This is a genomic window from Pseudoalteromonas sp. NH0006-46 (genome assembly GCF_057547735.1).
Window position 1 is genome coordinate 232,731 of the sequence record NZ_BAAJML010000004.1, and the last position, 13,383, is coordinate 246,113.

The 13,383-nt window shown below is 43.2% G+C and carries 14 protein-coding genes; all 14 read right to left on the reverse strand.

What is annotated here, in order from left to right; genetic code table 11:
• Positions 1–13 precede the first annotated feature (13 nt).
• Entirely contained in the window at positions 14–340 is a 327-nt protein-coding gene (locus AC27I2_RS10695; RefSeq protein WP_487204274.1) for a hypothetical protein, read from the reverse strand.
• A gap of 9 nt (positions 341–349) precedes the next feature.
• The gene (locus tag AC27I2_RS10700; protein ID WP_487204275.1) at positions 350–988 is read right to left on the reverse strand and encodes a hypothetical protein; all 639 of its coding nucleotides are present in this window, start codon (positions 986–988) and stop codon (positions 350–352) included.
• Positions 978–3,914: a hypothetical protein gene (locus tag AC27I2_RS10705; protein WP_487204276.1), complete on the reverse strand. Its 2,937-nt coding sequence runs from the start codon at positions 3,912–3,914 to the stop codon at positions 978–980. The genes AC27I2_RS10700 and AC27I2_RS10705 overlap by 11 nt, the downstream gene beginning before the upstream one ends.
• Position 3,915: 1 nt before the next feature.
• Complete coding sequence (locus tag AC27I2_RS10710) at positions 3,916–4,569, reverse strand: phage adaptor protein (protein WP_487204277.1); 654 nt, start codon at positions 4,567–4,569, stop codon at positions 3,916–3,918.
• Positions 4,569–5,129, reverse strand: a complete 561-nt coding sequence (locus AC27I2_RS10715) for a hypothetical protein (RefSeq protein WP_487204278.1) — start codon at positions 5,127–5,129, stop codon at positions 4,569–4,571. The genes AC27I2_RS10710 and AC27I2_RS10715 overlap by 1 nt, the downstream gene beginning before the upstream one ends.
• A gap of 2 nt (positions 5,130–5,131) precedes the next feature.
• A complete protein-coding gene (locus AC27I2_RS10720; protein ID WP_487204279.1) occupies positions 5,132–5,587 on the reverse strand; it encodes a hypothetical protein in 456 nt (151 codons plus the stop codon).
• 64 nt (positions 5,588–5,651) lie between these two features.
• Entirely contained in the window at positions 5,652–6,032 is a 381-nt protein-coding gene (locus AC27I2_RS10725) for a hypothetical protein (RefSeq protein WP_487204280.1), read from the reverse strand.
• A 60-nt stretch (positions 6,033–6,092) separates the two neighbouring features.
• Positions 6,093–7,307, reverse strand: a complete 1,215-nt coding sequence (locus tag AC27I2_RS10730; RefSeq protein ID WP_487204281.1) for a N4-gp56 family major capsid protein — start codon at positions 7,305–7,307, stop codon at positions 6,093–6,095.
• 9 nt (positions 7,308–7,316) lie between these two features.
• Positions 7,317–8,330, reverse strand: a complete 1,014-nt coding sequence (locus AC27I2_RS10735; RefSeq protein ID WP_487204282.1) for a hypothetical protein — start codon at positions 8,328–8,330, stop codon at positions 7,317–7,319.
• 321 nt (positions 8,331–8,651) lie between these two features.
• The gene (locus AC27I2_RS10740) at positions 8,652–9,044 is read right to left on the reverse strand and encodes a RyR domain-containing protein (RefSeq protein WP_487204283.1); all 393 of its coding nucleotides are present in this window, start codon (positions 9,042–9,044) and stop codon (positions 8,652–8,654) included.
• Positions 9,037–9,339 carry a hypothetical protein gene (locus AC27I2_RS10745; protein ID WP_487204284.1) on the reverse strand — a complete coding sequence of 101 codons (303 nt, stop codon included), beginning with the start codon at positions 9,337–9,339 and terminating at the stop codon, positions 9,037–9,039. The genes AC27I2_RS10740 and AC27I2_RS10745 overlap by 8 nt, the downstream gene beginning before the upstream one ends.
• Positions 9,329–9,583, reverse strand: a complete 255-nt coding sequence (locus tag AC27I2_RS10750) for a hypothetical protein (RefSeq protein WP_487204285.1) — start codon at positions 9,581–9,583, stop codon at positions 9,329–9,331. The genes AC27I2_RS10745 and AC27I2_RS10750 overlap by 11 nt, the downstream gene beginning before the upstream one ends.
• A gap of 11 nt (positions 9,584–9,594) precedes the next feature.
• Complete coding sequence (locus tag AC27I2_RS10755) at positions 9,595–11,169, reverse strand: SGNH/GDSL hydrolase family protein (protein ID WP_487204286.1); 1,575 nt, start codon at positions 11,167–11,169, stop codon at positions 9,595–9,597.
• A 115-nt stretch (positions 11,170–11,284) separates the two neighbouring features.
• Positions 11,285–13,381, reverse strand: coding sequence for a portal protein (locus AC27I2_RS10760; protein ID WP_487204287.1), 2,097 nt, complete (start codon positions 13,379–13,381; stop codon positions 11,285–11,287).
• Positions 13,382–13,383: the final 2 nt, after the last annotated feature.

A 13,383-nucleotide genomic window follows, 5' to 3' on the forward strand; every position in this document is an offset into this window, starting at 1 on the left:
ATGGAGAGGTTAATTAAACGTTTATTACTTTGCTTTCCCACTTGTGAGCACGTTTGCAATGATTATCGCCATCAAACGGCTTTGCTAGCATATCAATCACACGCATTTGATAGTAATAGCGCTTATCGTGGGATAGCCTAAAACTGCGTGCTGAGATTGACTCTAGCCTAGTGCCATGGCAAATGCTGCAAATGGCTATATCTATGCTATAGAGGCTGTTAAAGGCCCAAGTGCTACCGAATAGCGCAAACACTGATAAAACGATAAATGGACCAATAAATAAAAGGCCACATAAAATGTAGCCTATTAACGTTCTAACTGTTTTTAATGCCGTTGACATACCTGCCCCCTATTCAAATAACGCCTTGCGCGCCATGATGAAGTTTAAACCAAACTGTTTAAATTCCGCCTCATCCTCTAAAAGCAATACCTTTACGCCGCTTGACGTTTCAGCATTAAATTTAATTGGGAAAAATTGATCGACTTCATCAAACTCAGTAGCAAGCTCTAAAGCACTTTTGAGCGCAGATAATCCGTTTTGATTAGCCTCATTTAACGTTACACATACACCTTTATGCTCTATTCCCTTGAGCTTGGTTATGTGGTGGCTATATGGCGCAAGTACGTCCTCAACGTTTTTTACGGCTGGCTGTTCGGGCTCTACTGGTAATGGCTTTGGCTCATGCTCTATTAGTTCGCCTTCTTCATTTTCAACTGGTTCAGGTAGGTTTGCGTTGTATTGCTCAGCTTCATACTTATCAACCAAGTAAGTGTAATAGCTTTGCGCCCAATCCCACTGTTCACCCAAGCTTGTTAGTTCAGCGAATTTATTGATCACCTCCACCGGTTTATTGAGCGCAATTAAACGCTCAATATCTTGTGTGGTTTTAGTATCAGGCCGTGGAAGTAGCTGCGGTAAACCTTGCTCATTCAAAGCGGGTTCTTGGTTTTCGTCTAGGACGATAAAATCTAAAAGATTATTTGTCATTTTTAATCCACCCTAATGGTTCGGCGGTTCGAGCTGTGCCATATAGAACCGTGTTACCGTTATCATCTATTCGTGTACCTTGACCATCAGTAATGTGTATCTTTCCATCATCACCCCAATCCGTACCATTATTTTTAAGCTCGGTGTAGGCATAGTTTATAAACGCCTGTCCGTTATTTTCCGAGTCATATCGCAATGCTTTAAACCCGCTAACCGTGGTATCGCCATCAATAACAACAGGGTCATGTGTAGGCCCGTAAGCCGCTCTCGTAGCGCCTATTAAGGAATTTCTATCAAGCGTGAAGATATTGACATTCATAACCTGAACACCACCATTGCTGTACGAGGATACTCCTGAAACTGCCCCTATAAGAGACTCTTTTAGTAAGGCTCCGCGGCCCAGCGCATAGGCATCTGAGCTAACAATCAACTCATGTATCCCAGCATACCCATTTGGTATTTCTTTGTTATCCGAGAGGACTGTAGCTTTAGCTCTTGCGGTGAATTGATATATAGAAACCCCACCATCAGAAAACACTGATTGGTGGGCAACGCTGTTTTGTGTTGTGTTTAAATTGAAAGCAGACTCGGTGTTTAGCCAACTACCATCGTTACTTGGACTATAAATGCAAACATCCTCAGAGCTATTGATAACTTTTCTTGTTATTTCAAAGCGACCACCCAACCCATTAGGTATGTTAGGATTCCAAGTACCAAGCCAACCGTTAGCAAGATCTTCATTCTGTAGAATATCTACGGGATGCCCTATGACTTCACTATGTTGGTAATTTCCGGCCGCTCGAATATTAAGTTTTTTATGAACTATAAAAAAATTGCTAGTTTGATCGCCGCTTGAGTAAATTCTAAAACTAACCGTTCCATAATATTTTAGGAGCACTCGATTGCTATAAACAATTCGAACTTCACAAAAAACAAATTCACCGGTTGAGTGAAGGATACTGACGAAATCTCCGACCTTAAAAGTATCTAGAACCGAGTTAACTTCCGAGGTTATCCATAATTCCTTATTGTTCGGCAGGTTATCATGGTGGTAAAGCCCCCAGCCGTCCTCTTTGCCCTGACTAGTGCATTGGTAAGGTATGCTGTAGAGCAAAGACTCCAACCCTCTATAAAGACCTCCTTTAATTTCTAAGTCAACCTTAGCAACATCCTCTTTAGTCAAGCCCCAAGCGGAATAGCGCATATCGCGGCACACGCCGCCTTGTCCTCCTGCATAAATAGCATCGTATAAACGGCCATCAGTTCGTCCGCTAGAAACATTGGCGATATTGCCGAATGGTTTGTTAGATAAGTGCCCTCCATCACTTTCTTTGATAAAGCAATCTTCTACGGAAGAAACTAGATTAGGGTACGCATCCCAACGAAGCCCACCAAAAGACTCTTGTCCTGGTCTAACAAAGAGGCCTGCTCCCATAGGGTTAAAGCTTGGATGATACGCCCCTTTATTTAATCTATTTACGGTGCCACAAACGAGGAAGTACGAATAACCATCAGCGCTCACATCATTTCTTCTAGAAGTAAACAAACCGAGCTTTGGATTTAGATTGTACTCACTAGCCGTATTTGAGTAATAGTTACTACCGTCACCTGTTTCGGGCGGACTATCTAGAATACCTTGCGGAGCGCTCCTTTGATTGGTTCCGACAGGCTGTTGTCTTAACGTTAAATTGGCATCTTTATTGGCGTCGACGGCATCCCAATCACCATTGCCAATACCTAAGAAACTCCTACCTCTAAGGCTGACCTGATAGAAATAACCTGTATCGTCATCAAAGAAAATATTATTTTCGGGGTCACTTGCAATGGCTATGCGTTGACTTTCCGTAGCCGTTAACCAGTTAACACCGCGACCTCGACTACTATAATCACCAATGTACCATGAGAAATAGGTGCTTGGTTTTTCTGTTTCTAGAGAAGTAGTTACACCGTTAATGCTTGTCGCTTGGGATTGAATCAAACCTTTAGAATAAACAAAGGGGTCATCGTTATTAATCTCACGCAGGAAAGACTCAAAGCCCCACATATCAACACGATTGGTTACCACTTTATTTGTCTCGGTCTCACTTGCAAAAGCTATTCCTGCCGAGGCATGAGAAGTAGACACGCCGGATTCCGTATCATATGTTCGAGTACCATCCTCGGCAGGTGGTAGTTTTATTCTTGAGTAATTCTCATCACCTAACGATGTTAGATTAGTGGTGCAACCTGTAATAATTACTATCGGGAAATCCGTTATACTGGAGCCCTCTTTATTATTAGAAGTTCCGATTTGCAAGGTGTTTACTATTCCTTGGTGCGTGTATAATCCATCATTAACGGCCTCGTATAATGCGCCATCAGTTCTATGCTTACCAAAATGTACAAAGCCACTTGCAGCAAATTTTTCGTTATTAGCAGCTCTATTAGCCTCAAAATCAACTTTGCGCATGGCCCATGGATACGGATTTATAGCATCTAGCTCAGCGAGCTTATTATCATGATCACGCACCATTTGTGACGGAGTTTTTAGCGACTGCTTCAAACCGTGACTGTCGGTTAATTCTTCGGTTTCGTTATCTGAGTTGAGCCAAGTGCGCAATTCATCTAAAAATAATTGCTTTTGGTTGAATTGAACAGATATCTGTCCGGCTATACGTGTGAGTATCGTGCCGGAAGTGTTGCGCAAAATTGCGTATGCTTTATCTGTGTCTGTGCTGCCCTCAAAGCCACGGTCTAATGTAATGCTTCTGTCGCTATTAACTGCGATTACTTCGTACCAGGTCTTTGCATCTAGTGTGAAAGCATCACCAATAGCGATAGCAATTACATCACTTTGCCAGTTTGTGCCAACACCAACGATTGATTGGCTGCCGCCAACTACGTTTACTTTACCTACGCGATACCACGCGCCTGCGCTTGCTGCCATGTTACTGCCCCTTCTCTTGCGCCATCATTGCAACGTCTGCTTGGCTTTTCTCGCCTAACTGACTTTTAAATGCGTTCATGTGCATTTGGCTCTTGTTTGGATTGGCCGCATATTCCGCGTCTTTCATGTACGAGCGGTATAAAATCCATTCAATAATTGCGTTAACGTAAATATCATCGAGCGCGATAACTTCGCCCGACTCATTATCTGCCATACTAATAGCCGGCGGCGCTTTCGAATAAACCAGCGTAAGCTTTACGTTTTCTATAACACCCGGGTAAACATAAAACGTTTTAGGGTTGCGCTCGTCATAAATATAAAGCTCAACTTCATTTGCCTCTTTACCTGCGTACCATGTGTCGTAGTTATCATCTAGCACTTGTCGGTTATATGGTCCGCGTATTGCTTTGCCTGATTCATTTCGCGTAACATCAATAAGCTTTAACGCATCAATAGGTAATAACTGCTTAGTACCTTCTACACACGTAAAATCATCGGTATCAACGGTAAAAGAGTCTGGTCGGCGCAATACAATTGCACGCTGCGCGTCATTAAGGTAGTTGAGCAATTCTTCTTTGGTCCAACGTGTAAAGTTAGGATCATTCAGCAGCTTGTTTACGCGCATTAATATTTCATTTGAGGAAACGATAGCCATTAGTAAAATACTCTTGGTTGTGAGGGTCTTTGCTCGTCCAGCGCGTTAACGGCAACTTGAAAAGCATCGCGGTAGCCATCTGTAAAACGGCGCTTGTAATAATCAGACTTTGCTAAATCAGTCCATTCGGTATTCGGCATCATTAATAAATTTGCCGCCGCTCCATCGGCAAGGGCATCAGCCCAGCGGTTAACAATAGTGTTATCCGCTTCAAAGTCTTTAGGTAGTAAAAATTGCGGGGCGATATGATAAAACACACGTACTTTTGGCGTGGTATTTATCACCGTCACCGTTCCATTTGATGACACGGTGTAATCATTTGAGCTTGTGAGCTCGTATCCATTCACATCTAAAACAAAATCAACGCCAACAAATACATGATCACTATCAATGTTAAGCTCCCCGCTTTGCCCTTGCTCAATTTCTTGAGTGCGAGTTAAAAAGCGAGATTCATAACAAAATTTCTGGTAGGCGCGACCTAGCTGGTCTTTCGCCATCTGATCAAGAACGCCCCCGCAGCGTTCGCGAACCAACGGGATCAAGCTAGATAATTGCGCCATGATTATTCGCCTTGCTCTGTATCTTCGCCAGCAACAGAAGTGCGGAACGCGTCACGTACTTTTTTGCAGTATTCAGGCACAGGCTTTTTAGCGCCTTCAATAACTAAATCGTGCGCTTCGACAAAAGTATCAAGTTGCTTTGAGCTGTACTTACCTAAGTCGATTTCTTCGCCATCAACGGTAATTAACATGCTTGCATCAAGCGCCGCTTGCTTCTCAGCTTCTTCGCGCTCAATGCGCTCTTTTTCGGCTTGTTCCTCAAGGAACTTTTGACGCTCAAGATGGCCTTTAGCTTCCGATTCAAGCGCCCATACTTGAGGAAAATCTAAAAAGCGTTGTACTAGCTCGTTTGGTACTGGCGTTGGCTCTCCTTGCTTAAAGCGCGTGCGGGTATTACAAACGGTATCTTTTTTAAAAGGTTTTTTACCGATGTAAACGATGTTTGTTGTATTGCTCATGGTTTATCCCCAATAAAAAGCCCCGCAATAAGCAGGGCTTGATTTAAACGTGTACCGAAAAGGCTTAGTAACCTTTGTAGCGGTACTCTAATTGAAGTACAACTTCGCCTGTGGCAGAAGAAGATCCCGTATTTTCAATAACTAAATCGCTTGGGCCTTCATCACCAATATAAACAGGCTTAATGAATGCGCCACTATTACCAGCAGATTCAGTGTTGAACTCAGCTAGATCAGTCGTGTCGCCGCCATGACTTACAACTTGAGCTGTTAGCTTAGTGCCAGCGCCTAGCGCTTCATTCACAATGCGTACGCCTGTGATCTGAGTGCCAATAGGTAATGAGTTTGCCACTACTTGAGTCGCCTCAGTAGCTAACGCAGCAAGTGAAATGGTTACCAGGTGTAGCGATAGGTTACCGGCGGCACCTTTATAAAATGTTTCTTTCATAATTTTATCCAATTACTAAAATTTAAAATAAAAAAGCCGGATTGCTCCGGCTAAAAGGGCTTATTGTAGAGATACAGCGGTATCAATTACCATTGTGCCGTAATCGTTTACGCGACCTGATTTGTCAGAAAAGCGCACTTTCTTACAACCATTCATCCACACGATAGCGGTTTCGTTTGCGTTACCGTGGTCGGTTTTCTCAGTAGTCATAGAGAAGTGCGAGCCTGAATCAGACTTACCGTAAGCATTCGCAAGCGCTTGGCCACCAAGTAAGATAGCGCGGTCAATGGTAGTGCCGGCTGTTACTTGTTTTGTTGTTGCTAACTTGTCGTTGTTAGATACCGTTACAGTATCGCCAGCATAGAAACGTACAGGCTTGCGGTATTGACGAACAAGAATGTTGCGCCACATGATAATGTCACCTTTGAATACAGGGTGATTAAAGCCTTGGCCGCGTTTAATAGCACGTGATTGAAGCTCTTGTAACTTCTTATCAGTCGCAGAAGCCCACAGGTCACGCCATTGGCGCGGAGTAACAAACAGCAAGAAGAACGGCGACTCGTTAGCCATTTGGTCAGCTTCAAAGCTAATGTGCTTCATTGGGTTGGCTTGCTCTTCCAAAATAAGCGCTAAGTCGTCCAGCTTTTCAAGCGTCATAATATCCGCAGCATCAATCGCTTCAAAGCTTGTCGCATCACCACCAAACTGGTGACGGTCATACGTTGGCGCCATTACATCGTTAACCATGATTTCTTTAAATTCTTCATGATCTTCAAGTGGGATAATAATATCGTCTGGCGCAAAAGAACCACGCGCACCGGCTAGGTGGTACATAGCAACTTCATCTTTAAGATCGTTGTAGTAGTTACCTAACAGCGTTTTAGCAGTGCTAAGCAGGTTGTGCTTAGTACGCTTTTGCGACATTTTACCGCCGCTATCAACCATCTTACGGCCTTGGTCAATGCGCAATTCAAATACTGTTTTGCTCAAGCTCTCGCCTCGGCCTTCCAGTTTTTTATCGCCCATTGTTGGTAAACCGCTTAGGTTGTGGAATAAATCCATTTCAACCGAATCACCGGCTTGACTTTGCAAGTCGTTGATCATAACCACCGGCGCGCCCTTTTCAGTTTGCTTTTTGCCGTGGGCCATATCTGCTTTAGCCGCTTTAGGTGCTGCGCCTGTTAGCATGTTCACGAACGTATTTTGACGGCGTGTATGTGTAAACAAGGCAGCGCCAAACGCTTTAGCCGCTTGTGCTTTTGTAATTGTGCTCATTTTAATTTCCTAAAGAAAATCTGACGCGCTCTCAAGCATCGCTTCAATTTGCGCCTCGGTCATACTGTCCATTTCTGCTGTGATAGTCGCAGCATCTTTGTCCAGTAAGCTTGCGTTGGCGCTCAGATCGCTGGCTTGTGTGCCTACGTCAGTGGGTGTGTTTGGGATTGGTGCAGAGTTTGCGTTGCTTGGCTTAGGCTTGTGCTGTTCACCAAAGGCGCTTTGCACGCGCTTTTCAACTTCTTTAAATCGCTCTGCTACAGATTTATTTGCAAACGATGGGTCTTTTGCGAGCTTGTCATCAATAACCTTTGCCATATCCCACTTATCAACGTCATTTTCCATCCACTGCTTTAAGTGCTGTGAATTTGCAAACGCGTCTTGCACTTCATTTTGTGGTGCCGGTTGTTGTGGTTCTGGCTGGTTTTTGCTGCCGTATTGCTGAATTTGGTTAGCAAGTTCACTAACTAATTCACCAAGCTCAGGGTATTCGTCCTTTATGCGCTCCATTAGCTCAGGATCTTTAAGCATTTCACCTGGTAGCTTGCGTGGATCTATTCCAGCCTCTTTTAACTGGCTGCTGTGTAGCTCTGCCACACGCTTAGATTCTGCAAACTGGCTTTCAAGTTCTGCTTTTTCTCTGGCTAGTCTTTCGCGTTCGGCTTCGGCTGCTGCTGCGCGCTCTCGCGTTTGCACAAGTACGTCATACGGTAAACTGTGTTGACCGTTCTTGCTGCTTACGTCCGTTGCTTTTACGTAATACTCGCCATCGATTTCAACAAAACCTTCTGGTGCTTCACCTTCTTTGGTTGACGACTCCACTTCTACGTCTGTTTTATCCGGTGTTTCGCTTACTTCCTGCTTTGGCTCTGCCGCTGGTGTTTCTTGTTTGATTTCTACTACAGGCTCTTTTTCGCCATCTTCGCTACCAAATAGTGTTTCACCTTCAATATCAAGACCGGCTAGTGCTGCCTCGATTTCTTCGTCAGTGCCATTTGCTAATATCTCGTCTAGTTTGTCCACTTTATTACCCCATCGACCATTTAACGTATGGTTACGAAAATTAAAATTTAGGCGTATCGCTGCCCTTGCGAGTTGTGCATCGCACAAAAAAGCCGCCTTGATTTCTCAAAGCGGCTTCATTTCTGCGTAGTACGTGTTTTCTTTATCTGTATGGTTTGCGGAGCTTTACATGGAAACCTCCCCAGCTAAGTGCTGTTAACTTTCGGCCATTTGACTTGTAAGATGCAGGCCGTACCACATCGTGTATTTTTTTATCTGCTTTAGCCGGCTCAAACGCTGGCATTATGTATTTTAAAAACCAGTGCTTGAGTAGGTTCATGCTTACCCCGCGTGAATGGCTTGTTTAACTACGCTATGGAATAGCGCATCTTTGACTTGCTGTTTCTCTGGCAAGTGATGAAATGGCTTTAAGTGTTCATGCGTTTTGCTTTTGATTGAGCGTTTAGGCCCATACTTCCAGCCGGCAACAATCATTTTTGCCACCCATGCGTCATGCCATGCTTTAGCGTCAGCATCGATGTTGATAATTAAAAACGCCACATGCTCAATAACACCGTCTTTTTCTGGTTGCTCTAGCTCATGCCAGTGCTTTAATGGTTCGCGAATTACCGATGTGTAAGCCTGGTTAACTTCGTGGCACATTCTTGCAATAGCTTTTATTTGCTCCATATGCTCTGCTGGTATGTGGTCTAGGCTCTCTAGTTCTTTACTCACTTTCAACCACCTCAATACCAAGTACAGCTACCGTTGAGCCTTTAACAGTGGCCTTAATACCTGCCGCTGTTGAGTTTGTTTCATAGCGCCAGCCTTTATGGTAAATAGCTAAGCCACCGTCATTAGAAGTTGGCTCGCCGTCCGTTTCATGGATAAACACATCAACTTCGCTTTTGTTTTGAATTTTAAGCACTGTGCCTACTGGTAGCTGCGGTAAGTTTGGCTGTTCGTTAAGTAGCGCTAAAACATCGTTTGTTGTTTTAGGCTGAATTGTAATGTTTGGTCTAAACGGCATTTTGCTCGTCCTCTTTTGATTTTAAACTGGTTAGCTTATTACTTAATTCAATTGCATCGTTATATTTACCAACAACAACCACACCACCAAGCTTAGCAATGCTGATATTAAGCTTCTTATTATCACTTGTTAGCTGCTCGTTTAATTCTGCAATACCATTGTATTTGCTAACAATAACAACACCGCCAACCGATACAGCGACAGCAATTGCAGCAAGTAACGCTGCCTTGTTTAGTGAAAGCATAAACCCCTCTTTTAAATTGTGTTTATTCTCAGACCACCCATAACTGAGTCATTATTTGTATTTTCTTCACTGGCAACAATCAGTGCTTCGCCATAACTGTTCGTAACAAAGCTTGATGTTATTAGATTGCTTTCTGGCGGGGTAGCTTGGCAGTTAAGAATAAATGGCTCGTTATCTTCATTAGTGAATTGTATGTTTGTGTCTCTTGTTGTCGATGAGTCGTTCTCGCCACCGGCATTAAAGGATATTTCATACCATTTATTTGGCTCTAAACCCTCAATAACAACGCACAACATGCCCGCACCAATATCAACGCTAAGTGATGATTGTAATAATGCATTATTTAGCAAACTGGCAGTATCGTTAGTTGGGTCTGATACGTTACCTGCACCGTCTCTAAGTGTGCCGTTGACATAAGAATAAAGCTTAATACCATCTAATACCGCACCATTCACATCAATGATACTGTCTAAATAAACCGGTTCGGTTCCCGCTGTGGGTGGTCTATTTCTAGCAACCCAGTTTATATTTGCTGAGCTTGCTGAAATCTCGGTATTTCTACCAAAGCCTGCAACAAAGTCTAAGCTACCAGTCGCATTAGGATATGTAACATTAAAGTTTCTTTGAGGTAGTGGGGCTAATGGTTGGCCACTTGCTATACTTAATATGCTATCAACAGCATATTTTATAACCATTAACTTACCCATATCGCTAGAGTGTACTCGGTCGGTTTCTTGATAAGGGTCAACCCACTCGCCGTAATGGTTACGTGTTAAATTATACATGTCGATGATAGGCCAGTCGTTAGCATCTAATAACTCAGGCGTTCTTGCTTTCATAATTGGTACAATCCAATCACGAGTGTAAGTATATGAACCTAGCTCATGGGTCTTTTGTTCTTCTGGTGTTGGCTTTAACGTATTTGAGTTGTAATCTCTAAAGGTAAGCGCGGCTTGCATTATCTTTAACCCTCGGGTCTCGGCGGAATCATAAATATAATTCAAGCTAGTAATTGATTCTTCTTGCCGTTCGCCCCCTTGTTCTAAAAACCTCGAACCTGGATCAATATCCCCACCGCCAATATGAAGGTAGATTCTTGTTTTATCTTCATTGGCATATTTATCAAATAAAGCATCGCACCTATTAGCTAAGTCTAAAGAACTTTCGCCGCTCACAGCTTCATTGATAATCTCAACGTCTTTGTTGTACTTATTTTTTATGTACGCCGTTATAAAGCTAACGGTTGACGTACTTGTTGAGTGGTTAGTTATTGACGCACCAACCATAACAATCTTGTCAACTTCAAAAATCTCAGTTGGGGAACCACCTTCCAATAATTCAACAACCCCATAACCATCAAAAGCCATAAAGTTGTTTTCATTGTCACCTTTTACAAAGTTATCGCCATGAATTAATACACCTTGGCCAACCGCGCCAACGGCACCTAAATTAAGTTCAATTTCACTGCCACTTAAAGAACTGGTGCCCGCGAACAACTCATTTCGGTCTAAATCTGTTACACGCACAAACATTTCACTAAGGGCCGCTGGCACCTGTTTCATATTAAATTTAACTATATTTGCCATTTCTAACCCCAAGTAAACTGTTTACGCCAAACATACTGGCCGGCTGGTATTTTTATTCTGTAGTTAATAAGGAACCCCGATTGCTCCAAAACTGGTGACATTAAACCGCTCATAATTACACCTGTATCGCGTCTAGCTGCTGTTGAATGTTTGCTTGTACGTTTGATTTCATTGCAGCTATTTCGGCATTACTTCTGCGCACTTCACTTAAAATCTTTTCAGTTTCAGCTATCAACTTGTCGTCTTTAACTTCTTCTGTTTCAGTTTTCTTTTGAAGCTCGATAATTTTAGCTCTAAGCTGCTCTCGTTCGAGCGTTAGCTTTTCGAGCTTGCCTTGAATCTCTTGCATTTGCAGCTGCTCCATAGCCTGTGCTTTTTCAGCTTGGGCCTGTGCTTGTGCAAGTTCTTCTTCGCTCATATCTTCTTGAGGTTTAGGAATATTTAACGCCTGGCGTAGAGTTGCTAAAAATTCCTCTTTGTTTGGTAGGTCCATTAGTTCAACAAACATAGGCATAGTTGCTGCTTGTGCTTCTGGCGGTATCTGTGCCATTACATTGCTTAATAGCGTTGCTTGTTGCTGGCGATACGTTGGCGTAGCTTTAACTGGCGCTAAAGCTATATGCCCCTTCCAGCGTGCTACATCGTTATCACGCTTGCCTTGCTCATTAGGCTGGTTAAGCATAATCTGCTTGCGCTTGGCCTTGTCGTTACGATTAATAGTTACCTGCACGTTGTTTTGAGGTTTTAACGATTCGATAATGTAAGCAAGTAGTAAGTCACCCACTCTGTTACGTGAGAAATGAAAGTTATCGTTTAATTCAGCAAGTGTTGTTGTGCCTTGCTCAACCAAGTTAGATATTGCGACACCGCTTGTTGCGTTACTATCTTGGCCTAGCATTGAGTTATAAACACCGGCTGTATCTTGGATTAACTTCATATCGTTTTGCATGAGGTTAAATTGCTGCGCTGCTATGCCTACATCGTTTTGAATGCTTAACGCGTCAGAGGCTTTTAGCTTGTTTTTACGCTCGGGGTTTAGTGGTATATAACCGTCCGGCTTTTCAACTTCCTCTTTTAATCGTGAGTTGCTTAGCTGTGTAGCATCTTCATCAGCAACAATTCTGCGTGCTTTTAAAAGGTAATTAAGGCGTATAACACGCGCATTAATACCGTCTTGCGCTGGCACCATGCGACTAATAAGACCGTAAGGCTCGCCACTTGCATCTTTTTGGTAGCCAATGAAAGGCACTAAGTTATACATGCCGCCTGGCGCTTCACTGGGCCTATCGATAATACGATGAGGGCCAACAAACCACGCTTCACGAACATTAGGGAAAGAAGCGTACTCAAGCTGTACTTTGCCGCTTTGCACTGCCGCTTGGTGTATTGGATTTGTTTTATCGTATTCAATAATGCGCCCATCACTCATTTTAATAACGTGTGCACGCTTCCATACTTTGTAGTAAACAACTTGAAGCAAAACACGATTGCGAGTTTGGTCTAGCCATTCGCTCATGCCACGGTTCCAGCTTTGGCTATCATGCCATGCTGCGTGTAACGCATGATCATCCATGTGTTCTTTATCAACTGTATTGTAAAAATCTTCCCACAAGTTGACTGAGTTTTTTAAAATTTCTTTGTGATCAGGAAAGGTTGCAAGCGCTTCGTCTAGGTCCATCCATTTTTTACGTAGCATCCAGCGCGCATCGCTGCGATCTGCTTCTTGTGCGTTCCAATCCCACCAAACTTCGCGGCGGTGAATAAATTTAACACGGTAAGGCGCAGCAAAAGGAATAGGATTTTTAGTCACTTCAACCCAGCCAATACCAGCTTTTAATTGGCTAGCATACGCATCTGAACAAGCACGATCAGCATGTGCTAAACGCCACGCATCCTTAAACTTTTCATTTAGTCCGCTTGCTAGTTCATCGCCGTTTTCATCATCGGCAACAATCATTAAATCAGAGCGTGAGCGTGCTTCTAAGCCAAGTACGCCATCAATAGTAGGGCCAATCATATTGTGTACTATTTCTGGCTGGCCGCGATCTCGTAAAACCTTTCTGATTTCTTCACTTAATTGGTCGCCATCATAATAAGCACACGCTTTAGTTGCAGGCGTGCGCCAATCTGGTTGACTGTCTATGTCACCTAGTAGCGTTAACAGCTTATCTAGCGTAAAGCCGTCTTTATTTGATTTTACGTGATCAGCCATCT

Coding starts and splice junctions, on each gene's coding strand:
- AC27I2_RS10695 (WP_487204274.1), bottom strand. CDS start 340: ATGTCAACGGCATTAAAAACAGTTAGAACGTTAATAGGCTACATTTTA.
- AC27I2_RS10700 (WP_487204275.1), bottom strand. CDS start 988: ATGACAAATAATCTTTTAGATTTTATCGTCCTAGACGAAAACCAAGAA.
- AC27I2_RS10705 (WP_487204276.1), bottom strand. CDS start 3,914: ATGGCAGCAAGCGCAGGCGCGTGGTATCGCGTAGGTAAAGTAAACGTA.
- AC27I2_RS10710 (WP_487204277.1), bottom strand. CDS start 4,569: ATGGCTATCGTTTCCTCAAATGAAATATTAATGCGCGTAAACAAGCTG.
- AC27I2_RS10715 (WP_487204278.1), bottom strand. CDS start 5,129: ATGGCGCAATTATCTAGCTTGATCCCGTTGGTTCGCGAACGCTGCGGG.
- AC27I2_RS10720 (WP_487204279.1), bottom strand. CDS start 5,587: ATGAGCAATACAACAAACATCGTTTACATCGGTAAAAAACCTTTTAAA.
- AC27I2_RS10725 (WP_487204280.1), bottom strand. CDS start 6,032: ATGAAAGAAACATTTTATAAAGGTGCCGCCGGTAACCTATCGCTACAC.
- AC27I2_RS10730 (WP_487204281.1), bottom strand. CDS start 7,307: ATGAGCACAATTACAAAAGCACAAGCGGCTAAAGCGTTTGGCGCTGCC.
- AC27I2_RS10745 (WP_487204284.1), bottom strand. CDS start 9,339: ATGCCGTTTAGACCAAACATTACAATTCAGCCTAAAACAACAAACGAT.
- AC27I2_RS10750 (WP_487204285.1), bottom strand. CDS start 9,583: ATGCTTTCACTAAACAAGGCAGCGTTACTTGCTGCAATTGCTGTCGCT.
- AC27I2_RS10755 (WP_487204286.1), bottom strand. CDS start 11,169: ATGGCAAATATAGTTAAATTTAATATGAAACAGGTGCCAGCGGCCCTT.
- AC27I2_RS10760 (WP_487204287.1), bottom strand. CDS start 13,381: ATGGCTGATCACGTAAAATCAAATAAAGACGGCTTTACGCTAGATAAG.